Annotated in this window: 24 protein-coding genes; 5 read left to right on the forward strand and 19 right to left on the reverse strand. The window is 31.2% G+C overall.

The genetic code is table 11. The features are described 5' to 3' along the window. Positions 1 to 35: 35 nt before the first annotated feature. From GN138_RS13290 to GN138_RS13355, 14 genes are all read right to left on the reverse strand, one after another. Entirely contained in the window at positions 36 to 719 is a 684-nt protein-coding gene (locus tag GN138_RS13290; RefSeq protein ID WP_157364494.1) for a DUF2490 domain-containing protein, read from the reverse strand. 9 nt (positions 720 to 728) lie between these two features. Then, entirely contained in the window at positions 729 to 1,355 is a 627-nt protein-coding gene (locus GN138_RS13295; RefSeq protein WP_157364495.1) for a carbonic anhydrase family protein, read from the reverse strand. A gap of 37 nt (positions 1,356 to 1,392) precedes the next feature. Further along, positions 1,393 to 2,193 carry a universal stress protein gene (locus GN138_RS13300; protein WP_157364496.1) on the reverse strand — a complete coding sequence of 267 codons (801 nt, stop codon included), beginning with the start codon at positions 2,191 to 2,193 and terminating at the stop codon, positions 1,393 to 1,395. 4 nt (positions 2,194 to 2,197) lie between these two features. Further along, positions 2,198 to 3,799, reverse strand: a complete 1,602-nt coding sequence (locus GN138_RS13305; protein WP_157364497.1) for a SulP family inorganic anion transporter — start codon at positions 3,797 to 3,799, stop codon at positions 2,198 to 2,200. 90 nt (positions 3,800 to 3,889) lie between these two features. After that, the gene (locus tag GN138_RS13310) at positions 3,890 to 4,132 is read right to left on the reverse strand and encodes a hypothetical protein (protein ID WP_231743081.1); all 243 of its coding nucleotides are present in this window, start codon (positions 4,130 to 4,132) and stop codon (positions 3,890 to 3,892) included. Positions 4,133 to 4,224: 92 nt separating this feature from the next. Then, positions 4,225 to 4,989 carry a tetratricopeptide repeat protein gene (locus GN138_RS13315; protein ID WP_157364499.1) on the reverse strand — a complete coding sequence of 255 codons (765 nt, stop codon included), beginning with the start codon at positions 4,987 to 4,989 and terminating at the stop codon, positions 4,225 to 4,227. A gap of 1 nt (position 4,990) precedes the next feature. Beyond that, positions 4,991 to 6,763 carry a BatD family protein gene (locus GN138_RS13320; protein ID WP_157364500.1) on the reverse strand — a complete coding sequence of 591 codons (1,773 nt, stop codon included), beginning with the start codon at positions 6,761 to 6,763 and terminating at the stop codon, positions 4,991 to 4,993. A gap of 20 nt (positions 6,764 to 6,783) precedes the next feature. Next, positions 6,784 to 7,617, reverse strand: a complete 834-nt coding sequence (locus GN138_RS13325; protein ID WP_157364501.1) for a tetratricopeptide repeat protein — start codon at positions 7,615 to 7,617, stop codon at positions 6,784 to 6,786. A gap of 68 nt (positions 7,618 to 7,685) precedes the next feature. After that, entirely contained in the window at positions 7,686 to 8,723 is a 1,038-nt protein-coding gene (locus GN138_RS13330) for a vWA domain-containing protein (protein WP_157364502.1), read from the reverse strand. Continuing rightward, positions 8,716 to 9,720: a vWA domain-containing protein gene (locus GN138_RS13335; RefSeq protein ID WP_157364503.1), complete on the reverse strand. Its 1,005-nt coding sequence runs from the start codon at positions 9,718 to 9,720 to the stop codon at positions 8,716 to 8,718. The genes GN138_RS13330 and GN138_RS13335 overlap by 8 nt, the downstream gene beginning before the upstream one ends. Beyond that, on the reverse strand, positions 9,720 to 11,441 hold the full coding sequence (locus tag GN138_RS13340) for a hypothetical protein (protein WP_231743082.1): 1,722 nt from the start codon (positions 11,439 to 11,441) through the stop codon (positions 9,720 to 9,722). Before GN138_RS13340 ends, GN138_RS13335 begins: the two co-directional genes overlap by 1 nt. A gap of 36 nt (positions 11,442 to 11,477) precedes the next feature. Continuing rightward, the gene (locus tag GN138_RS13345) at positions 11,478 to 12,341 is read right to left on the reverse strand and encodes a DUF58 domain-containing protein (RefSeq protein WP_157364504.1); all 864 of its coding nucleotides are present in this window, start codon (positions 12,339 to 12,341) and stop codon (positions 11,478 to 11,480) included. A 110-nt stretch (positions 12,342 to 12,451) separates the two neighbouring features. After that, complete coding sequence (locus GN138_RS13350; protein ID WP_157364505.1) at positions 12,452 to 13,453, reverse strand: AAA family ATPase; 1,002 nt, start codon at positions 13,451 to 13,453, stop codon at positions 12,452 to 12,454. A 193-nt stretch (positions 13,454 to 13,646) separates the two neighbouring features. Further along, positions 13,647 to 14,210, reverse strand: a complete 564-nt coding sequence (locus tag GN138_RS13355) for a DUF4382 domain-containing protein (RefSeq protein ID WP_157364506.1) — start codon at positions 14,208 to 14,210, stop codon at positions 13,647 to 13,649. A gap of 105 nt (positions 14,211 to 14,315) precedes the next feature. On the opposite strand from GN138_RS13355, the gene GN138_RS13360 reads away from it, so the two are divergent. From GN138_RS13360 to GN138_RS13375, 4 genes are all read left to right on the forward strand, one after another. Next, positions 14,316 to 15,179 (forward strand): aldo/keto reductase, encoded by an 864-nt coding sequence (locus GN138_RS13360; protein ID WP_317162757.1) that lies wholly within the window; start codon positions 14,316 to 14,318, stop codon positions 15,177 to 15,179. A gap of 89 nt (positions 15,180 to 15,268) precedes the next feature. Then, entirely contained in the window at positions 15,269 to 16,021 is a 753-nt protein-coding gene (locus GN138_RS13365; RefSeq protein ID WP_157364507.1) for an SDR family NAD(P)-dependent oxidoreductase, read from the forward strand. Further along, positions 16,018 to 16,644 (forward strand): HD domain-containing protein, encoded by a 627-nt coding sequence (locus tag GN138_RS13370; RefSeq protein WP_231743083.1) that lies wholly within the window; start codon positions 16,018 to 16,020, stop codon positions 16,642 to 16,644. The genes GN138_RS13365 and GN138_RS13370 overlap by 4 nt, the downstream gene beginning before the upstream one ends. 31 nt (positions 16,645 to 16,675) lie before the next feature. Next, positions 16,676 to 17,809, forward strand: a complete 1,134-nt coding sequence (locus GN138_RS13375; RefSeq protein WP_157364508.1) for an ATP-binding protein — start codon at positions 16,676 to 16,678, stop codon at positions 17,807 to 17,809. 433 nt (positions 17,810 to 18,242) lie between these two features. On the opposite strand, the gene GN138_RS13380 is transcribed toward GN138_RS13375, so the two are convergent. The 5 genes from GN138_RS13380 to amaB all read right to left on the reverse strand — a co-directional run bounded on the left by GN138_RS13380 (position 18,243) and on the right by amaB (position 22,998). Further along, a complete protein-coding gene (locus GN138_RS13380) occupies positions 18,243 to 18,824 on the reverse strand; it encodes a hypothetical protein (RefSeq protein WP_157364509.1) in 582 nt (193 codons plus the stop codon). A gap of 24 nt (positions 18,825 to 18,848) precedes the next feature. Further along, positions 18,849 to 19,778, reverse strand: a complete 930-nt coding sequence (locus tag GN138_RS13385) for an OmpA family protein (RefSeq protein WP_157364510.1) — start codon at positions 19,776 to 19,778, stop codon at positions 18,849 to 18,851. Positions 19,779 to 19,920: 142 nt separating this feature from the next. After that, positions 19,921 to 20,598: an outer membrane beta-barrel protein gene (locus GN138_RS13390; RefSeq protein WP_197429352.1), complete on the reverse strand. Its 678-nt coding sequence runs from the start codon at positions 20,596 to 20,598 to the stop codon at positions 19,921 to 19,923. Position 20,599: 1 nt separating this feature from the next. After that, entirely contained in the window at positions 20,600 to 21,277 is a 678-nt protein-coding gene (locus tag GN138_RS13395) for a dioxygenase family protein (RefSeq protein ID WP_157364512.1), read from the reverse strand. A gap of 167 nt (positions 21,278 to 21,444) precedes the next feature. After that, complete coding sequence (amaB, locus tag GN138_RS13400) at positions 21,445 to 22,998, reverse strand: L-piperidine-6-carboxylate dehydrogenase (protein WP_157364513.1); 1,554 nt, start codon at positions 22,996 to 22,998, stop codon at positions 21,445 to 21,447. Between the two features lie 560 nt (positions 22,999 to 23,558). Here amaB and GN138_RS13405 point away from each other — a divergent pair. Next, the gene (locus GN138_RS13405; RefSeq protein ID WP_157364514.1) at positions 23,559 to 24,017 is read left to right on the forward strand and encodes a DUF6090 family protein; all 459 of its coding nucleotides are present in this window, start codon (positions 23,559 to 23,561) and stop codon (positions 24,015 to 24,017) included. Positions 24,018 to 24,178 lie beyond the last annotated feature (161 nt).

Genomic DNA, 24,178 nt, shown 5'->3' on the forward strand with positions numbered 1-24,178 from the left:
CCTATTAGTTTTTTGCTTTAAAGTAACAAAATAGCTTAGAAGTTAACAAATGCAATTAAATTAATTTGATCTCTTCCAGAGTTTTCAAAAAATTGATTCATATAACCTAACTCAAACCTTAAAGCTTCAGAAAACTTATAACCTAAACCTCCAAAGACCCTATTTCTATCAAACACGGAAGATTTAGTATTTAAAAAAATCTCATTATAAAGTGATATATAAAGCGGATTATTACCTTCTTCTTTATATTGTAATGGAATTTTAAGTCCTAAAAAATAACGAAAACGCATTTTAAAATCACTTTCTACAAAACGTTGTTCAAAACGGTAACGATGACTTAAACTTAATTCACCTACCTTTTGCTTTGTTGTGAATTGTTGAAAAATACGATGTTCATTTACCGACACCTTATCATCTAACTGACCGATATAATTCTCTGATAATATATAACCATAACCAAGTAATAGATTGTTATTGTTTTCAGTTAAATTATAACCGATACCTGTTCTTAGAAGTAACTGCTCTAAATCTCCTATTGCATCATAATTTCTGTACTGAACTTCATTATGAATATTCCATTTAGAATTTAATTTTTTGTTTCCAATATATATTAGCCAGTTTCCTAAGTTGCTATCTTGTGCGAGCACAAAAAAAGGCAGCACTAACCCAATGGCTAATGCTGCAATTTTACTTTTCTTTTTCAAGTTGTTAAATATCATTAATTTTAATTAATAGAAATCTACTTTACCTGTGTTAATATCATACATAGCACCAACAATTTTTATTTCACCAGCCTTTTCCATTTCAGAAAGAATTGGACTTTCTGCATGAATTCTATCTATTGTTAATTCTACATTTTTCTTAGAAACCTCATTTACAAATTCTAAATTTTTAGAATTCCTAGAACCTTCATCCTCTGGTGTAGTAACCGCATTAACTGCAGGTGTAATTTTTTCTATTAATTTAGTTAAATTACCCATTTCTGCATGATCACACGCCCCTTTTATTGCACCACAACTTGTGTGCCCCAAAACTACAATTAATTTAGTACCTGCTAATTTACAAGCAAACTCCATACTTCCTAAAATGTCTTCGTTTACAAAGTTACCTGCTATTCTTACACTAAAAATATCACCTAAACCTTGATCAAATACTAATTCTGCAGATACTCTAGAGTCTATACAACTTAAAATTGTTGCAAAAGGAAATTGTCCATCACTCGTATCATTAACTTGTTCTAAAAGATTTCTATTTGCTTTTAGGTTGTTTTGAAATCTTTCATTCCCTTCTTTTAAAAATATTAACGACTTTTCTGGAGTCATTGTAGTTTGAGTTTCTTTTGTATGTGCTTTCATATGTTTTATTTTTTTATTTTAATATTACTCTTTTTAATTATGCTCCAGACACTAACAACGAAACATTTAGCTTACTCAACACTTCTTTTAATGATACTTGTTTAGTATTGCTTTTGTTTTTTGGTGTTCTATCTACACATAACAAATTCACATTATTCTTTAAAATAAAGGAAGAGAGTGTTGATAATGTATTAGATTTTTTTTCAAAAATGTACTCTATCTTGTCTTGTTTTTCTGTAACACTACTATTGGTGTCTTCATTTTGACTGTTTGTAATTTTAAAAACTTTTAATGGTGATTCTATTTGCGTTATAATATCTTTAGAAAATTCAGTTTCAAAAAATTTATTAGAATCATTAAAAACTCCTAAGCTTAATTTTTTATTAGGTTGTAATATGTTCTTATCTGAAGATATCATTATTGGCCCTTTAAATTGCTTTAAAATAAACTTAGTTAAGCTGTCTCCCATAAATTGAATGGGATTGGCTACTCTATGCCCTAAAACAATTACATCTGGCTGATAACGTTCTATTTGATTAAGAATCTCTTCTTTTATTTTTCCAAAGGCATAACTACCATTAATTTTTACATCGTAATCTTGTCTATAAGTATTTACAACTGTATCAATTGTTTTTTTAGTTCTATTATGCGCTTCATTTAAGGCTCTAATAGCAGATAATTGATTGTCTCCACCAACGATATCAATATGTTTTTTAACATGAAATAATGCCACTTCTGCATTAATCATTTTTGCCAAACTAACACTGTTATTTAGTAGCGTATTTGCCGTCTTTTTAAAATCTGAAAGCACTAATATTTTATATTTTGCTGCTTTCATATTCTTAACTTAAACTAATATTAGATTTTGGTCTCAGCTGAAAAAACTCAATAAAACTAGGAGGGTTTTCTACCACACCACGTTTGGAGATTAATTTAATATCTATATTTCGTTCCTTTGCTTTAAAAGCGAAATCATCTAAAATTTCTATGATATCATGATCTAGATATCTCGTTTTAGTAACATCGAATTCTAAATATGTATCTCTTGGTAAATTGTCTAATTCTTTTAAAATGGCACCTTTGTTAAAAAAAGTAACTTCTTCTGCAAGTTCCATTTTAATTCTGTGTTTTCCATTACTCTTATCTTGTATATGAAGAAAGTGAGAATTCTGGTAACTCTTTAATAATATAACAATAATGCCCACTAACAAGCCTAATCCTATACCAACTAAAAGGTCTGTAAAAACAATACCTATTACAGTTACTGTGAAAGGGATAAATTGTTTCCAACCTAAATTATACATCTTTTTAAATAAGGCTGGTTTCGCTAACTTATAACCAACTATAAATAAAATCGCTGCTAAAACAGATAAAGGAATTTTATTTAATAGTGTAGGAATTAAAATCACAGAAATTAATAATAAGAATCCATGAATAATTGCAGATAATTTAGATCTACCGCCAGACTGAATATTTGCAGAACTTCTTACAATTACTTGTGTAATAGGTAAACCACCTATAAGTCCAGAAATTATGTTACCTGTTCCTTGTGCAAATAATTCTTTGTTTGTTGGCGTCACATTTTTATGAGGATCTAACTTATCAGTTGCCTCAACACATAATAACGTTTCTAAACTTGCAACTAAAGCAATAGTGAACGCTGTAACCCAAATGGCTGGATTTGTAATTGCCGTAAAGTTTGGGAAATTAAACTGACTTAAAAAGCTATCAAAACCATCAGGTACTGGTACAGCTACTAAATGATCTACTGAAATATTTAAATTTGTACCTGCTGTTGAAACAAAAAAGATAATACCTACTGCAACCGCTACTAAAGGGCCTTGAACAATTTGAAATACTTTTCCTTTTTTAGAAAGAACATTTGACCATAACAGTAATATTAACATTGAGATTAATGCAATAACTGTTGCACCAATGCTTACATTACCACTAATTAGCGCATTTATAGCTTTTAATAATTCTGTAAATGTATTTTCTCCATCTATCTGTAAAAATGCAAAATCTCCTTGTGGATCTTTATCCATACCAAAAAAGTGAGGTATTTGCTTTAAAATAATGATAATACCAATACCTGTAAGCATTCCTTTAATTACAGAAGAAGGAAAATAATACCCAATAACACCTGCCTTTAAAAGACCAAAAATTAATTGAATAATACCACCTAAAACAACGGCAACTAAAAAGCTCTCATAACCTAAATCTTGTATTGCAGTAAATACAATAGCAGCCAAACCTGCTGCAGGTCCACTAACTCCTATTTTAGAACCACTTAATGATCCAACTACTATTCCTCCAATTATTCCGGCTATTAACCCAGAAAAAAGAGGTGCACCACTAGCTAAGGCAATACCTAAACATAAAGGTAATGCTACGAAAAATACAACGACACTTGCTGGTAAGTCGTTTTTTAATGTTTTAAACATTTGATAATATGATTTTATACTATTGACCTAAATTCAATAGTTGTTTTAATATTTATTTTTGGGGCAAATAATGCCTATACTAATAAAATATTAAATAAAATCTGGTGGCGGAAATATGAGGTTTAAATGTGGTTTTGAATAACTTTTACAAGTATAGCCAATAACTTCTGTATTTGATCGATCTTCAAAAACACTTGCAGTATCATGGTTAATATGCTCAAAAATTAATTTCTCTGCATGACTTTCTTCTTCCTCTGTAATACTATAAAAACATGTAACGTCAACAGAGTCGTCAATAGACCATATAATTGTAGGCGCAGATATTAATGCCATTAATACAATGGTAAAAAATACTGCCGCTCTATATTTATAGCTCTGAAACATAACACACAAATATAATATTAAGAATTTAACAATGCGTTAAATTATTTCAAAATAATCTTCAACAGTTTTATATCTTTTGAAGGAATCCAACCTGTAGAATTATCGGATAATTTAATTTTTTTCCAATCGTCGTAAGTTTCTACGACTTGTACCTTTGTACCTTCATGCAGTCTAAACACTTCTTCACTAGTAGCATTGGGGTCTGTTTTTACTCTACTTTCTTGAGCAAAAACAATTGCAGGATTATCTTTTTTATTTAAAGCATCTTTTTGAAATGCCATAACTAAAGAAACACCAGCTACAAATAAGCTAATTATACTAGTTACAAAGGCAATTCGTTTTTTATAAGATGAGTAAGAAAAGTGATACGCTAAAAATATGATTACAAATAAAAGCACACCACCTACAGCAATTTTAGCCCAAGTACCAGTTGTAAAAGTATTCACTAAATTATTTATTAGTCTAGAGAAACCAACCTTTGGTACAACATCAATAGCATCAATAGTCATGTTTTGTGCAAAAGCTAAATTGTTTTTAATATCCTTATCGTTTGGATCTAAAAGCAATGCTTTTTCATAGTAATAAATACTAGGTGCAATATTATTGAGTTTATAATTGGCATTTCCTAAATTATAATACAGCTCTGAAGAATGTTGTTTAGAGTCTAATATAGCTTCATATTTATCAATCGCTTCTGCATATTTTCCGTCATTATATAGCGCATTAGCTTCGTTAAAAGTTGTATCGTTTTGGGCAAAACCAAGTACGCTAAAACAACAAATAAGTAATAAGGTAATAACTCTCATATTATCTAAGTTGTTTATCTATTAATGAAATAGTTTTAGCTGCTTTATCAAAATCATTCTGCATGGTTACTTGAGTAATTGGAGTATAACGTGCCAATTCACAGTTTTCTAATATTGAAATAAAGTCTTCAATTACAGGCATCTCTACTTGACGCTCTGCTAATAAATTTTCGATTTTTTCTTTATTAAAATCACTAGTTTCAATATTTAATTTTGCTTTTAAGTAATTATGAAGCGCTTTTTCTAAAGCTAAATAGAACGACTCTTTTTGTCCCATTGCTTTTTTAGCCTCTCCTAAATATTTTTTTGCTAATCGGTCTGCCTTTCTAATACGGTTTCCGTCTACATCTGCATCTCTTTTGTCTTTTTGACGTCTAACAACAATTGCTAAAGGAATTGCTAAAAACGGTAATAATGTTAACGACCAAAACGCTGTGGATTTAAAAAACGGCTCGGTTTTTATATTAGTCCAATTAGATGTGGTTTTTATAAAAGCAAACGTATTAGTATTTGTACTTATATTTTGTTTAGTAGATGCTGTTACTTTTTCAGAATTGGAGTTTCCGGCAGTTGGACCTTCAATAACATCTATTATTATCTCATCTGAACTAATACGGTTATAAGTTTCTTTCTCTGGATCGAAATATGAAAATGAAATACTTGGTACTGGATATTTACCTCTATATTGTGGCACAATAGTATAAGTGTCTGCAATACTACCTTGCATTCCACTTGTATTTGTTCTTATGTTTTCTTTATGTTCTGGCTCGTATACTTCTAATGAGCTCGGTACCGTTAATTTTGGTAGTTCAAATAACTTTAAATTACCTTTACCTGTAACCTCGATTTTAGCTTGCAGAGACTCTGATGCAGTTAATTGTGTTTTTGAGGTGGTAACTTTAAAAGAAAAGTTCCCAACAGCACCTTTAAAATCTGAAGGCTTACCGTTTTCTGGTAATGGCTTTACATTAATCGTTCTACTACCCGCTGTAACCTCTTTTGGTACTTTAGTGACTAAACGTCTTCCAAAAATATCAAACTTATTTGAACGTACCTCTGCAGTAATATCCATTACTAAAGGTTCAATTTTTAATTGTCCTGTTTTTTGCGGATAGAGTACTGTTTTTCTTAAAATAACGTAACGGTAATTTTTACCTTTATACTCACCTTCTAAAATATTTAACCCTTTTATATCAATATTCTGACTCCAAAAGTCGTTGTATCTTGGAATTTCCTTTTCTCTCCAATTACTACTTACACCTATTTCTTCTGAAACATATAACTTATAAACTACTGTTATAGCTTCATTTAAATAAGGATTAGTATTTGATATCTCAGCAACTAAATGAATGTTTTCTTCAGCCATGTCTGAAGCTGCTGTATTACCATTGGGCTTTTTTACTGCTTTTGTAACTTCAATGGTAATGGGAAATGTTTTATAGGTTTCGCCATCTATCTCTATTGTCGCTTGCTTTATGGTAAATTTCCCTTTCTTTTTTGGTGCTAAAAAATAGGTATATGTTTTATTGTAAGAGCGATGACCGTTTCTAGAATAATTACTAACTGAAGTATTAGGACCACCAACCACATCAAAATCTGCAAAACTAGGTGGTTCAAAATTATCACCATCTTGATTCATCTCAAAGTCTATACGTAAGCGTTCATTAAGACCTAGTTTTTTCTTGCTCACCTTAGCCTCAAACTTAACCTGTGCAGATGTTATACTTGCAAAAAGTATAAAGCCTATTATTGATATGTTTTTTATTAATTTCATTGTTATAAATACCAACTAAACTACCAATCTTTTTCGGTTTTAACCTTAACTCCTTTTTGCTTTTCAGCATTCATTTTTTCTTGGACCTTCTGTTCTTGATTTTGCATAGCTTCTAGAATATTCTTCATTTGCTGTGGCGACATTTGTCCTGGTTTTGGTTTTTGTTTTTGGTTTTTATCTTTATCATTCTTATCTCCTTTACCATCATCTTTCTTATCATCTTTTGGCTTTCCTTCATCATCTTTATCCTTATCACCATCCTTTTTATCTTGATCGCCTTCGTCCTTTTTATCTTGATTGTCTTTGTTTTCGTCTTCCTTTTTTTCTTGATCTTCTTTATCTTGTTGATCCTCTTTATTATCGTCTTTTTTATCATCTTCGCCGCCACCATCTTTTTGTTGGTCTGCGCACTGTTTAGCTATGGCAAAATTGTAGCGTGTTTCTTCATCATTAGGATTACTTCTAAGTGCATTTTTGTAAGCTTCAACGGCTTCCTTACATTGCTTACTTTCCATTAATATATTACCTAAATTATGAAACGCTCTGTGTTTTTCAACTTTATTTGAGGCATTTTTTGCAGCTTCTTGTGTTCTAAATAAAGCTTCATTAAAACTTCCTTTTTTGTAATAAGAATGTGCTAAATTATAAGAACCAACGGCTTTACTTGGTGCTTTTGATATTGCTTTGCGGTACGCCATTTCAGCTTCAACATAATTATCTCCACTTACTAATTCATTGGCTTCATAAACAAAATTAGTAGCGTTTTTCTCGGCTTCTAATTGTGCTTTATTTTCATCTTGTGAAAAACCAAAACTACCAAAAGTTAATATTAAGAGTAATGTATATAGTTTCATGTTTATCTTATTATATAATGCAACTTCTAAATTACTAAAGCATTCAATGACTTAGCGTTAAAGAAATTCTAAAAATTTTCATTGAATAAGTTAAGTTTTTTCAACCATTCCGTTTTTCTTTCTAACAAGAAAATATCAATAAACAACAATAAAATTCCTAAACCAAGAAACCATTGAAATTGGTCTTTAAAATCTGCAATTTGCTTAGATTCAAATTCTTGTTTGTCCATTTTAGCGAGTTCATCTTTTATAGTATTAACCACTTCTGAAGTATTACTACCGTTGATATAAACACCATTAGCTTCTGCTGCAATTTCTTTTAATGTAGTTTCATCTAATCTGGTAATTACGGTTTCGCCATTATTATCTTTTTTATAATTTAAGATAACACCATTTCGTTTTATTGGAATTGGTCCTCCTTTTAAATCGCCTACACCTACTGTTAAAATTCTTATACCTTGCTCGGCAGCTTCTTCTGCGACATTTAAGGCTTCACCATCGTGATCTTCACCATCTGAAATGATTATTAATACACGATTAGCTTGGTCTTCATTATCAAAATATGTTTTTGAAAGTTGAATTGCTTCACTAATTGCTGTTCCTTGTGAAGACATCATATCTGTATTCATGTTCTGTAAAAACATCTTAGCAGAAGCATAATCTGTTGTTATTGGCAATTGCGGAAACGCTTTACCAGCATATGCAATTATACCTACACGATCACTTACTAAACTATTAACAATTTGGGTTACCAATTGCTTAGATTTATCTAATCTGTTTGGCGCAATGTCCTCGGCTAACATACTTTTAGAAACGTCTATCGCAAATACCACATCTACACCTTCGCTTCTTACAGTTTCTAGTTTTGTACCAATTTTAGGATTTACTAATGCTAAGGATAAACACGCAAATGCACCACAAAGCACTACCACTTTTAATATGCTTTTAAATAATGATTGATTGGGACTTAAGCGTTTTAACAATACAGAATCCGCAAATTTTTTCTGTGCAGAACGACGCCATAGCTGAAGAAAAACAAACAGCAAAATGATGACCGGAATTACCAGTAACGTCCAAAACCATATTTTTTCATCGAGTCTAAACAAAGCTTCTAAATATTGTATTTCTTAATAATAATTCTATCAACAACAATAAACCACCTAAAAGAATAAATGGTCTGTATTTTTCATCGTAGTTATAGTATTTCTTTTCTTCTATTTCTGTTTTTTCAAGCTTATTGATTTCATCATAAATCTGAGCTAATTTATCATTATTTGTTGCTCTAAAATACTTTCCGCCTGTTTCCTCTGCAATTTGCTTCAATAAAGTTTCGTCTATTTCTACTTGTGCTCTACCATATCTAAACGTACCATTGTTATTAAACCCAATTGGTGATAACGCCATTCCGTTTGTACCTAAGCCAATAGTGTAAACTTTAATACCATACTCTACAGCAAGCTCACTAGCAATTTTTGGATCTATGAACCCAGAATTATTAACACCATCCGTTAACAGTATAATCACTTTACTCTTAGCTCTACTATCTTTTAGGCGATTAACTGAGGTTGCTAACCCCATCCCAATTGCTGTACCTGTTTCAATTATAGTATTGTATTTTATATCTCTTAACGAGCGCTGTACAATAGATTTATCACTTGTAATAGGGGTTTTAGTATAGGCTTCTCCTGCATATTCTACCAAACCAATTCTATCACTTGGACGACCATCTATAAAATCTGCTGCCACTTCTTTTAAGGCATCTAATCGATTAGGACGTAAATCTTTTGCCAGCATACTTGCCGATACATCAATGGCCATTACAATGTCTATTCCGCTAGTAGTTTTTGTTCTTGTAGAAACATCTACCGTTCTTGGTCTTGCTAATGCTAAAATTAAAAGACCCAACGCTATTAAACGCAAAGCAAACAATACATGCTTAAACTTTGACCAAAAAGACGATGTACTTTTAAAGCCTTGTGTGGTAGACATCTTTAATTCTGCTGTTTGCTTATGGTGCTTAAACACATACCAAACTATAGCTAATGGCAAAACCAATAGCAACCAGAAAAATTCTTTATTTAAAAATTCTATATTTTCTAACATTAGTTATTCTCTTCTTCTACGTCGTCTGGTTTTAACTCTATGGAATCTGTAATACGTTCTACCATATCATCTGCATACGAATCGTTTTTAGGAAATGTTATTATTATTTGTTGTAATACATTTTCATTTGCAAAACATAACAATTCATATTTAGCATCTACGCCATATTCCGTATTTGGCATTTTAATACTTAACGTTCCAAATGTTTTTAAGCCTTCAGCTCCATTTGGTGTTGTAAATTTTTCGCGTTTAACTGAAATATTACTAGCGCCCTGAGCTTCAAAACCTTTTATACTTTCTTCAGAAACTTTTAATAAATCGAACATTGGTTCTTTTTCTTCACCATCTTGAGCTACTTGCTGCTGCTGCGGCACTTTGGCAGTTGTTGTGTTAATTACAACACTAAAGACGTCTAATAAAGTACCATAAGCAAAAGTGGTCATGGATAGTTTCTCTTTTAACTCATCTGGTAAATTAGCATCTACGCGTTTTAAGACTTTTGGTGTATCGATCCAAACAGGTGGAAATCCATAGGCACTCTCTACCCAATCACCTTCTAAAAGTTCTTTACTCTCATGGCCAATTATAGTATCTTTTACATAACCAAAACCATACTTTACACCAAAGCCAACAAATGTTGCTACAATAAGAAAGATAGAAATAGCGACTGTTATATATATTTTCTTTCGCTTCTTTTTACGTTCTTGCTCCTCTTTATATTTTTGGTCTAATAATTTTTCTTCTTCAGATGGTTCTGGCAAACTTATTCTTACATTATCAATAGCTTTGTCTATTGTAGTCTTATCCATTTTAGCTAACTCTACATCTGGCGCAGATTTGGCAAATTTCACTAAATCGGCACGTTGTAAAATTGATTCTATATGTAATATTGTTTCTTTAGATAATGGAATTTGGTTACCATCTTTCAATAAATTTAAACGTGCAATAAGTTCTGCAGTTGTACTTTCTAAAGCACGATCGTAAACTTTTTCGTCTAAGTATTTTCTAATTATAAAGGTTAATTCTGAGTAATATTCTTTAACTTCTGAACGCAACAAATACTCACTTATATCTAATTTCTCTAGTGCTAATTTTGCTCTGTCATATGGAGGTAAAAGCGCAATTTCTTCTTCTTCAGTTAGTGGTTTTTGCCTCCAAATAAACCAGTACAGTAAAAAGGCAACTATAGCAATTGCTAACAAGGTTATGAGAAGCCATTTCCACCAATCACTAAAAGCTTTTTCTACTTCTATTATTGGTTTAATATCATAGAGTTTTTGTTTGGTAGTATCAACTACAACCGTATTTACAGCAACTTTTAAAGAGTCTGTAAAAAAAGCTTTTTCGTCTATTATTATTTTTTGTCTTGGAATAGTATAAGCGCCAGAATCAAATTGCGTGAGTTTATAAATTCTAGATAATAAATACTTTGACTCTCTTTTAGTTGTATCTATTTCTAAAGCTTCTACAGCTTCTAAAGGTGCAAAGGTTTGCCCTTCTGGAAAAACAACTAAGGATAACGTATCTGCTTCAACCTTTATTTTGTAGTTTATTTGCTCGCCTATTCTAATTTTTGTGGTATCTATTTCTGAAGTAACTTGTGCAAAAGAGGAAAAAGAACCTAGAAAAAAGAAAATGAACGATAGACCTAAAATAGACAGCCATTTCTGGTAACCTTTTATTTCTATAATTCTAATAAATATGTTGTTTTGTCTGTTCATTTTTAATCGCTTCATCAATCGGTCTTCAAATATAATTTAGCGCTGTTTAAAATAGCCTAATAATTTTTTAACATAGCTTTCATCTACACGACAATCAATTGCACCTGCTCCAGATTTTGCAAAACTATCTTTAAAATAGTTTACTTTCTCATTGTAAAACTTACCGTATTCTAATCGCGTTTTTTTAGACCCTGTATTTACTAACATTAGCGCACCTGTTTCTACATCTTCCATTTGTACCATGCCTAGGTTAGGAATTTCGGCTTCATGTTTATCGTAAATTCTTATCCCTGTTATATCGTGTCTGCCAGCTGCTATTTTAAGATTATGCTTGTACTCATCTGCCACAAAATCTGAGAGAATAAATACAATTGCTTTTTTCTTCATTACATTAGACAAAAACTTTAAAGCTTCACTTACATTAGTTTGTTTACTTTTTGGCTGAAACTCTAATAGTTCTCTAATAATTCTAAGTACATGTGAACGTCCTTTTTTGGGCGGAATAAATAATTCTATTTCATCTGAAAATAAAATTAAACCTATCTTATCATTATTCTGAGTGGCAGAAAATGCCAAAGTTGCTGCAATTTCTGTTACAATTTCGTCTTTAAATTGATTTTTTGTTCCGAAGAGTTTACTGCCTGAGACATCTGCCATAAGCATCATGGTGAGTTCTCGTTCTTCTTCAAAAACTTTTATGTGTGGCAGATTTGTTCTTGCTGTAACATTCCAATCTATATTTCTTACATCATCACCAAACTGATATTGACGCACTTCAGAAAAAGTCATACCACGACCTTTGAAAGTAGAGTGATATTCGCCTCCAAATATATGATCAGACAAACGACGTGTCTTAATCTCTATTTTTCGTACTTTATTAAGTAGTTCCTTAGTGTCCATAAGCCCATCCTAAATCCTTCCTAACAGGAAGAACCTGATAATTTTTCAATTTTAGTTTTTGATGATTGATTAAAGTTTTCTCCTTTGGGGAATTAAAGGCGGCTTCGTTTCTAAGGCACCTCAATCTCGTTAACAATCTTATTAATAATGTCTTCTGAAGTTATATTTTCTGCTTCGGCTTCGTAGGTGATTCCTATTCTATGGCGCAATATATCATGTACAACAGCACGCACATCTTCTGGTATAACATAACCTCTTCTTTTTATAAAGGCATAACATTTTGCAGCTGTGGCTAAATTTATACTTCCACGAGGTGATGCACCAAAAGAAATAAGTGGTTTTAAATCTGCTAATCTATATTTTTCTGGATAACGCGTAGCAAAGATGATATCTAGAATGTATTTTTCAATTTTTTCATCCATATATACTTCTCTTACTGCTTTTTGCGCACTTATAATTTGTTCTATTGAAACTACAGCATTTACTTTTTCGTAAGTTCCTCTTAAGTTGGCTCTTACAATCATTTGCTCTTCTTCAATTTTTGGATAATCTATAACCGTTTTTAGCATAAAACGATCCACTTGTGCTTCTGGCAACGGATATGTTCCTTCTTGTTCAACAGGGTTCATAGTGGCCATTACAAGAAACGGCTTGTCTAATTTAAAGGTGTCATCTCCAATAGTTACTTGTTTTTCTTGCATGGCTTCTAACAAAGCAGACTGCACTTTTGCAGGTGCTCTATTAATCTCATCTGCTAATACAAAATTGGCAAAAATTGGTCCTTTTTTAATAGTGAAATCATTTTCTTTCATATTAAAAATCAACGTACCTACAACATCTGCTGGCAGTAAATCTGGTGTAAACTGAATTCTACTAAAACTAGCGTCTATTGCTTTAGATAAGGTGTTAATCGCTAAAGTTTTTGCTAAACCTGGCACACCTTCTAATAAAATATGACCTTGACCTAATAAACCGATAAGCAAACGCTCTACCATGTGTTTTTGACCTACAATTACCTTATTCATTTCTAAGGTTAGCAAGTCTACAAAAGCACTTTCTTTTTCTATCTTTTCATTAATTGACTTAATGTCAACTGTACTCGTTTCTTCCATTATATAAGGGTTTAAGAACAAATGTATTAATTACCATTTTAAAATCATATCTAAAAATGATTACTTAATATTTTAGAGGATGCAAAATGTTAAAATTTTTAATTAGATGCTGTTAACAATTGGTTAAAAAAAAAGAGTAGGATTGAAGTACTACTCTTTTTAAGAATTAATTATGGATTAAGGTCAATTAATATTAAAATTTTCTGATTTCTGTATAGAGTTTTGGATGTAAAACCATAATGTTTTCTTCTTCATTAAAACTTAAAGACTCATCTAAATCTACATGTATTTCTATCTGATAGTAATAACTGGCCTCAAAATCTCTTTTTATTAAATTAGATGGTGTATTGTTGCCATCACTCTCTATATCTAAATTTACCAAGGTGTTATTAATATTTATAAAATTATTATCACCTAAAACTAATCTTACCTCATAGATATAAGTTGGGCTTACTTCAAAATGGTCTACTAGAAGTAATTCAGAATCACTTCTTAACTCAGACACATTATGTGTTCCTGTATTAATAGTATTTAAACTTACCCATGCGTTAGCCAAACTAGAATCTTCTTTGACTCTCACTTGCACATCTTCAATATCAAAATAAACATTATTGTATGTACTTAAATCACTTTTAAGGTTTACCGAAATATCAGCTTTATTTCCGCTTCTACCCAAATCATCTTTAGAACAACTAGAAAAAGAGATTGAAAAAATAAGCACTATTATAACAATTTTAATGTGTAGTAAATGTTTCATGATTAGGGATGCTTTAATTATTATATTACAATAATATCTTATTATCAATGTTTTGAGTATTTTTACACATGAATTGCAAAAAAATACACCTAAACTGATAAATTAGTGACATATTCTCGATTAATTGCAGGAACCATGACTTGGGGGAGTTGGGGAAAACAACTCTCGAAAAAAGAAATGGCATCATTGATGAATTTCTGCGTCTCTCAAAACATTTCCACATTTGACCATGCCGACATCTATGGCGCCTATACAACTGAAGCCGAATTTGGTAAAGCTTTTACTGAATCTGGACTAAAACGTGATGACATTCAACTAATTACCAAGTGTGGCATTCAATACGAAAGCGACAATAGAACCAACAAAATAAAACATTACAATTACAGTAAGGATTATATAATATGGTCTGTAGAAGAATCGCTTAATAACTTAAATACTGACTATTTAGATTTACTTTTATTACACAGACCTAGCCCTTTAATGGTTGCGGAAGAAATTGCCGAAGCTATTACTGTCTTAAAAAAAGATGGAAAAATCAGAGACTTTGGTGTTTCTAATTTTACGCCATCTCAAATGGAGATGATTGGTTTACGAATGGATATTGACGTTAACCAAATAGAATTCTCACTTACCGAGCATACAGCAATGCATAACGGCACCTTAGATTACATGGTTACAAATGGAATAAAACCAATGGCCTGGTCGCCTTTAGGTTCTGTTTTTAAAGACGATACCGAACAAACTAGACGCATACACAAACAACTTGGTGCCTTAAAAGATAAATACAATGCCACAGAAGACCAATTGTTATTAGCTTGGTTAATGAAGCATCCTTCTAAAATTCATCCGGTTGTTGGCACAACTACAAAAGAACGATTAAAACAAGCCGTCGCTGCTTCTAAAATTAACTTAGAAACCGAAGATTGGTTTTTAATATTAGTAGCTGCACAAGGCCATAAAGTTCCTTAAACATTTACATCAACCCTTCTCATCAGAAGGGTTTTTTTATTTATTTTTAAAACACAATTTTTCTTATTCTTTTTTAAGATTATAACAAAATGAAAAAAACAGCATTAATAACAGGAGCTACTAGCGGCATTGGAAGAGCAACTGCACATGAATTTGCCAAACATGGTATTAATTTAATACTATGTGGTCGTAGACAAGAGCGCTTAGACAGTGTACAGAAAGCATTATCTAAACAAACTATTGTACATACTTTAAATTTTGATGTAAGAGATAGAGCCCAAACATTTGAAGCTATTGCATCTTTACCTAAAGAATTTCAGAAAATTGATATTCTTATTAATAATGCAGGAAATGCTCATGGCTTAGACCCAATACAAACAGGAAATTTAGATGATTGGGATGCCATGATGGATATTAATGTAAAAGGGCTATTGTACGTAAGCAAAGCCATTATTCCTGGTATGACAGAACGAAAATCTGGCCATATTATAAACATAGGTTCTTCTGCTGGTAAAGAAGTTTACCCAAACGGAAATGTATATTGTGGCAGTAAACATGCCGTTTTAGCTATCACCGAAGGTATGAGAATTGATTTAAATCCCTTTGGAATAAAAGTTGGCGCCATTAATCCTGGTTTGGTAGAAACCGAATTCTCAGAAGTTAGATTTAAAGGTGATGCTAAAGCAGCAAATGTATATAAAGGCTATAAAGCTTTACAACCAGAAGATGTTGCTGAGGTTATTTACTTTGCCATTTCTAGACCTGCACACGTAAATATTGCAGATGTACTAATGTTTTGTACAGCTCAGGCTAGCTCTACTATAGTGAAGAAAAAATTATGATAAATTGGCTAGAAGATAATTGGCGAGATTTAACAGAAAGTTATGCTCATAAAGCTTTAACAATTTCACTTTGGAAATCTATTAAAAGTCAATACACTTCTAAAAATAGACACTATCACAATCTCTCTCATGTATATAATATGTTTCTGCAATTAGAAACTGTTAAAGATGAAATTAAAGATTTAGATAGTCTAAAGTTTGCGATTTGGTTTCATGATATTATATATAAATCCACTAACAAAGACAACGAAGAACAAAGTGCTAATTTTGCTCAACAAACCTTAAAATCGATGAATTTTGATAATTTTAAAATAAAAAAAGTAACTAAGCTTATAATTTCTACAAAAAAGCACACATTACTGTTAAATGAAAATTATGATAATGCTTATCTTCTCGATTTAGATTTATCTATTTTAGGTAGTGATTGGAAAACCTACAGCAACTACGTTAATAACATTAGAAAAGAGTATATAATCTACCCAAATATTTTATATAAACCCGGAAGAAAAAAGGTGATTAAAAATTTTTTAGAACGAGAGTCTTTATATTTTACAAACGTATTTAAAACTAAATTTGAAGAACAAGCTAGACATAACTTAACTAAAGAAATTAAAATGCTTTAAATAATTAGATACCTACACCAAGAAAGTAAAAATGATTAACAAACGCCTACTCATAAAAAATTTACTTGCTCACAATGATGAGAATAGTTTTTATGACAAAAAGCTAAAAGTTAATATTGGCTATAAAGAAGGAAAAGCTAAATTTTTAAAACATGTCTGTGCACTTTCCAACAGTAATCCCAAAAACAATTCTTACATTGTAATAGGAGTAAAAGATGAAGACAATCAAATTATTGGAGTTGATTTTTTTGACGATAGTAAAATTCAAAACTTAATTAACGCTTACCTATCAAACCCTCCAATTGTTCAATACGAAAACATTCCTTTTCCCCATTTACCAGACGATAAAGTTGTTGGTTTAGTAACTATAAGACCAATTAACGGACTTACTTCACTTAAAAAAAACATCTGGAAATATTATGGAGGCTCTGTTTTTTTTAGAGACGGAAGCATGAGTATGCCTAAGGTTTTTGACATAGAAATTAAAGATGTAAACTCTAAAATAGTTGCAGGCATTGAAAACCATGCGAAAAACAATATAGAGCTAACCTTAGAAGGCGTCTTTGATTTTATGAACAAACGCCAAGACTACAATCCGCAGTACAAAGTTTTTAAAGAATACTTTGTGCTATGTTGGTCTGGAGCAAAAAAAGTAGTTAAAAACGAAATCTTCTATTCTAGAGTAGATATTGAGATGATAAATGAACAAGTACGCTTATTCTACTCAACCCTAGATGAAGTTTCTATTACATATACCGAAAACTCTTTTAAAATAATTGAATACGTAAGACTCGGTTTAAACAAATCTTTTAAATACTATAAACTCGAAGAAAAAACAATTCATTTTAACGATAATGCAAATTATTCAATTGAAGCGCAACTTATTTTTGAGCCACCTCAATTCAACAAAAAAGTACTACATCATATTTATAATGCTAACAATACTATCTTAGATAAGCTTGAAAAAAATTTAAAACTAACTCAAATTGAAACCGAAGATTTAAAAAATATAGCAGCTAGTTATCTTATCTGCTACCTCAATGGTTTTGAAGATGCTTTATTAAAACTTGAGATGACAAAACCGTATTTAAAAAATTTTAGTAAGGAACTTTACAACACCTACAAAGACACTATTAGAATATTAAGAAAAGTAAAATACAGTTAGTTCATCGGTATTATAGTAAATTATAACCTTATTTTTTGCGCCTTACCGATAACTATACAAAAACACTACTGATTATACATTTTTTTTAACCATTCATCAAAAAGTTTACCGCTAAATACTATTATTGCCCATATTTGTAACGCTATTAATCAATTAATTAACCTTGTTTCTATAGAGTTTAGTGCTCAAATTGAAACAAGGTTTTTTTATTTTCTTAAATAAAATTCAATCGTTTTTTGTGTGCTTGGTATAACACCTTCTATGGAAACATTCATCTAGTTAACTCTAATAGCAGCGTTAACAGTTAAAAATCTAAATTGTATTTTAAATTATCATATAATTCTAAGTTACTTAATCCGTTAGTTAAAGAATTAAACAAAAAAAGCCGTTTCTAATATGAAACGGCTTTTGAGGTTATTTATTTTTAATACAGTTATTTACCACCATCTAATTGATCTTGCCAATTTGATAGCTCTTCCCATTTGCCTTCGTAAGCAAGTTTAGCCTGTTTAGGCCAAGTACCTGGTTTGTGCATTTTAAAACGATCTCCTCCACTTGTTAATACACTTTGACATTTCTCAACACTACATTCAGATAATGCTTTCCATGTTTTAACATCATGATTATGAAATAATTCTTGAATTTTTGGACCAATACCTTCAACAACCGTTAAATCATCTTGTTTTATTTTTTTACCAAAAACGGCTTTAGCCGCATCGGCATCAAACGGAATTAAAGTAACAGCAGGTGCTGCAAATGATGCTGCTAAATTAGCATTTTCTGTTTTCGCTGAATTTAAATCAGCTTGTAAAAGGGAAGCCGCATTTTTAGAAGCACTTAAATCTGCCTCTAAAGTTGCTCTTGCTTTTTTGCAAGCCGCTAAATCTGCCTCTAGCTTAGCTACTCTTTCTTCACAATCATCATTATTACCTCCTCCTAGAAGTTTTCCTAGTAAATAGCCAAGTAATGCACAAATTGCACCTACAAGTAATGGGATTAATATACACCAATTCATAATTTATAATATTTTTTTAGTTAGTTAGTTTATTGTTATTACGGTACGTCTATTTTCAGCACGACCAGCTTCTGTGCTATTATCTGCAATTGGCTCGTTTGGTCCTTTTGAAGATGTTTCTATATTAGCTTCTAAAATGCCATTTCTTACTAAATAATCTTTAGCAAAATCTGCGCGTTCTTGTCCTAGTTGCATATTAGTGTTAGCATTACCTGTATTATCTGTATGCCCAACAACTTGTATTTTTACACCTAATTTATCTACACAACGAGAGATATTTGCAATTTTTTCGCGCTGTTCTTTTGTTAAATTTATATGCGCTTGCCCTGTTTTAAAGTATAACACAATTGGGTTCTTACGTATATCGTCACAAAGTGCCAATAATGTTTCATCTGTTGTGCCTTCTTCTGAAGTTAACAAACCAAACTCTAATGGGCCAAATAAAGTACCTGTTTCATCTGGATTAATATCATTGTTTAACTCTCCGTTAATATTAATTTGCTTTGCAGAAATCCCTTGAGAAATAAAATAGTTTTTTACGCTATTTGCTCTAGCTAATCCAAGATTTGGAAATGCAGAATCATTAGTTTCATCACTCTTATAATAACCAGTAATATCCACTGTTTTTAAAGGATTTTCAAGAAGATAGTGTTTCAATTTAGCAACACCATCTGTTACTTTTGGAGAGATTGAATCTAAAATTGAAAAATTTGAGGTTTTAAAATTAAAATTATCATTAATCTTAATACTAAAATCCCCGTTGGCATCATTAAGACTGAAACCATTTTTTGTTGTTGTAATTACTTCTGGTTCTGCAACAATGGTATTGGTTTCTTCTGTAGTTACTTCATCCTCTGGACAACAATAACAGTCGTCGCATAGATAGCAGTACAATAAAGTCCCAATAATAATCGTAAGCAAAATACCAAGAAGGTAAGCTGTTTTTTTACTCATTGGTTAGTGTTTTTAGTTAATTGACCGTCAAGATATTAAAAATTTTAACACTTTTAGGCATTTATACGAAACACAAACCTTAAATAAGTCACATTTTTATAATTGTTGAGTTTTAGAAACAAAGAATTCTTTAGGCGAGTACTTAAAAATAACTCTTAAATTCTGTAAATAAATCTTTTTTTCCGCCAAAAAACCTAATTCCAATACCTAAAGTATTGTAATTAATTGTATTAAAATCTCCTTGAATTTGAGAAGCTGTTTGTATTCTACTTTCATCACTTCTATAACTATAACTTACAAATACATCTAATGATTTAGAGAAACTATAACTAAAACCAGCACCAAACATTGTAATACTAGCTCTATCAATTTGCTTGGCATTATTAGAAAGTTCTAATATGTTTTTATACCTAGAATCTCCCCAAGGAACAAAATTTAAATCTAAACGAATTTTTTGACTAATTGGAAATTCGTAACCTAATTGTAAATAAGAATGTGTTACAGTGCTTCTTTCATAATTACCAACTAAAGCTTTATCCTTTACATCTAAATATAAAGTTCCGGTATACGCTCCTAAATAGAAATGTTTGTATAAAAATATTTGAGCACCAATGTTAAAACCTAATTTATCCTCACTTGCTGAGCCAATTGCACTACTATTTGTTATGCCAGGATGCAATAAATTAAAACTATACGTCATAGACCGTTGATTTGTATAACCAACTATTGTATCATTATCTGTAATTGATTCTGATAAATTAATATTTTGAGCCTGAATATTTACCGTTAAAAATAAAAAACAAAGAGAAATACGAAACATACTAATAGTTAAAATTAAATTGATAATTAGACACATCAACAATTAAAATTTCCGTTATCTCAGGTTCGTTATTTATGGAATAGGTAAAAGAAATCTCTGAACCTTGTGTAACATTTAAAGTATGTGCTGTATCTGGCAGATTATCATCTAATGTATTATTAATATAACTAGGATAATTACAAAACGTCTCCGCAGAGTTAAGGACACCTTCATCATACACCTCTATGCATGTTGGATAAAAATAATTAAGTGAGTATGAAATAGTATTTCCTTCACCACTAGTTCTAGAAATTGAAATAGTGGCTTGAGCCAAGTTATTTAATGTTACCTCTTGTAAATTTATAAGATAGTCATCTGGTGTATAGTCATAAGTACTTGTTCTATAAATATATTCTGAATAATCTTCATTCGCTTTAATCTCAATTGAAAAGTCAGAGCTATTATCATACAATGAAATAACCGAAAAATCACCATTAGCATCACTAACATTTTTACCTAACAAATATTCTGTGCTTCCTGTAGGTGCTGGATAAATAAAAAATCCTGTTCCGCGATAAGTATATGTACTTATTTCAGCATTTTCAACGGGATTACCATCAGAATCTACAACTTTACCTTTAACTAGCAATCTAGTATTACTTTCAAAAGAAGTATCACAACTTGTTAATATCATTATCATACTTAAAAAAATACTTCGTATAAAATTTAGTTTCATCTATAGGGTTTAAATTAAATATACACTCCTTAGATGGTGGAACCACTAGAGGGTTGCGTTAAATAATGCTAAAATTTAAAAAGCCGTTTCAAATGAAACGGCTTTTTTTATTATTTATAGTTTTGTTCAACCTATAAGTCAAACTTAATACCTTGTGCTAATGGTAACTCATCTGAATAGTTAATTGTATTGGTTTGTCTTCTCATGTATACCTTCCAAGCATCAGAGCCAGACTCGCGTCCTCCACCTGTTTCTTTTTCACCACCAAAAGCTCCACCTATTTCAGCGCCAGAGGTTCCGATATTCACATTTGCAATACCACAGTCTGAACCAGCATATGACAAGAATTTCTCTGCTTCTTTCATTTCGTTAGTCATAATTGCAGATGATAGACCTTGTGCAACTGCATTTTGTTTTTCAATAGCATTTTCAACATCACCAGAATATTTCATGAGATATAAAATAGGCGCAAAAGTTTCGTGTTGTACTATTTCAAAATCATTTTCTGCTTCAATAATTGCTGGTTTTACATAGCAACCAGATTCATAACCTTCGCCTTCTAACACTCCTCCTTCAACTAAAACATTTCCGCCTTCTGCTTTTGCTTTTTCTATAGCTGATAAATACGTATTCACCGCATCTTTGTCAATTAACGGACCTATATGATTTTTTTCATCTAATGGATTTCCAATAGTTAATTGACCGTAAGCCCCAACAATAGCATCTTTTACTGTTTCGTAAACAGACTCGTGAATGATTAATCGACGTGTAGATGTACAACGTTGTCCGCATGTTCCCACAGCCCCAAACACAGCGCCAGGGACTACAACTTTTAAGTCTGCAGAAGGTGTAATGATTATAGCATTGTTTCCTCCTAATTCTAATAATGATTTACCAAAACGCTCAGCAACCGTTTTTCCAACTATTCTACCCATACGTGTAGAACCTGTTGCAGACACTAAAGGAATTCTAGAGTCTGTTGTCATAAACTCACCTACTCTATAATCTCCATTAATGATACAAGAAATACCTTCTGGTAAGTTGTTCTCTTTTAGAATTTCTGCAATAATATTCTGGCAAGCAATAGAACACAAAGGCGCTTTTTCAGAGGCTTTCCACACACAAACATCGCCACAAATCCACGCTAAAGCGGTATTCCAAGCCCAAACTGCAACCGGAAAGTTAAAAGCCGAAATAATACCAACAACACCTATTGGATGCCATTGTTCTCTCATTACGTGACCTGGTCTTTCTGAAGGAATCGTTTGACCATTTAATTGACGTGACAACCCAACAGCAAAATCACAGATATCAATCATTTCTTGAACTTCTCCATAACCTTCTTGTAAAGATTTACCCATTTCATAAGACACTAATTTCCCTAAAGGTTCTTTTAAATCTCTTAACTTATTACCAAACTGACGTACAATTTCGCCACGTTGTGGTGCTGGTTTATCTCTCCAAGATAAAAAGGCGCTGGTTGCAGCATCCATTACCTTATCGTAATCAGCTCTAGTAGTAGACTTTACTTTACCAATTAGCTGACCATCTACAGGAGAATAACTTTCAATAATTTCTCCATTAGAAAAATTATTGGATCCTGTGGATGTGCCTTCATTTAGATTCTTAACACCTAACTGATTTAAAGCGTCCTGTATTCCGAAATCGGCAGCAATTGCTTCCATATATGATTGAATTTTGTGAATTATTAAATTTTGACACGAAGTTACTAATAAAAACTAAATTTTAACCGTAGCAACTGTTGCAAATAGCGTTAATTTATTTAAGGTTAACATTATGCTATTTTTTACACCCAAAATTGCAACCTAAAGTCTTTAAACTAATGGACACCTAATACTTTATCCCAATCACGTTAATCTATGAAAATTTGAAGTTTTCTAGTGACTTAAAACTGTTTTGATGATTTAAACTTACGTTGTTCTATTTCTTAAGCTTATGAATCCTTAGATGATATTAAAGTTTTTGAAGATTTAGATTTTGAAAAACGAATATCTTTTAAGTCTTAACAAAAAAGCCTATTAACGTTAAACTTAATCCTGTAATAAACTAAAGGCTGTTTTTGCAGAGCTTGAAAATCATAATTAGATAAAGAATTTAAATAATTGTCAATTGTAGTATTTAAGCAAAAGGTTATCAAGTTTACTATTCGGTTTTTATTTGTTAAATTAGATTCTTAAATACGCAAACACCTATAAACCATACCACTAAAATCAATCACCAACAAATGATAAAGTTTTTTAGAAAAATAAGATACAACCTTGTAGAAACAGGTAAAACAGGCAAATACCTTAAATATGCTGTTGGTGAGATTGTACTTGTGGTTATAGGTATTCTCATTGCACTTCAGATAAATAATTGGAACGAGAAAAGGAAGACTAATAATACTTTAGAAAATTATTACCATCAAATAATTACCGAATTGGCTAAGGACTATAATCGTATACACTATGATTTAAATAATTTAGAGGCAAATTACTTAGTCACTTATGACGAATTTGTAAAAAAACTACCAACCCAAAAAAATCCTAAAACAATAATAATAAGTTCTGAAGAACTTGAATATACTACTCCTGTTTACACTAACTTTAACACCAATACTATAGCAACCTTACAAGCCAAAGGTGACATAAAATTGATGCCTACAGACATTAGAAACAAACTTATTGAACTAAAAAATGATTAAGACAGGACTTTTAAAGCTAGTAAAGATAATTACGATTATTTTTTAAAAGAAATAGGTAGAGCTACAGCCTTAGGGTACAATCCTAATTTTATTTCATTAAATGGAACAAATACAGTTAATGAGCAACTTTATAAGGATTTAGAAATAGAAGATAACTATTC

Origin of the sequence: Winogradskyella endarachnes, assembly GCF_009741275.1 — a bacterium.
Lineage (GTDB): Bacteria > Bacteroidota > Bacteroidia > Flavobacteriales > Flavobacteriaceae > Winogradskyella > Winogradskyella endarachnes.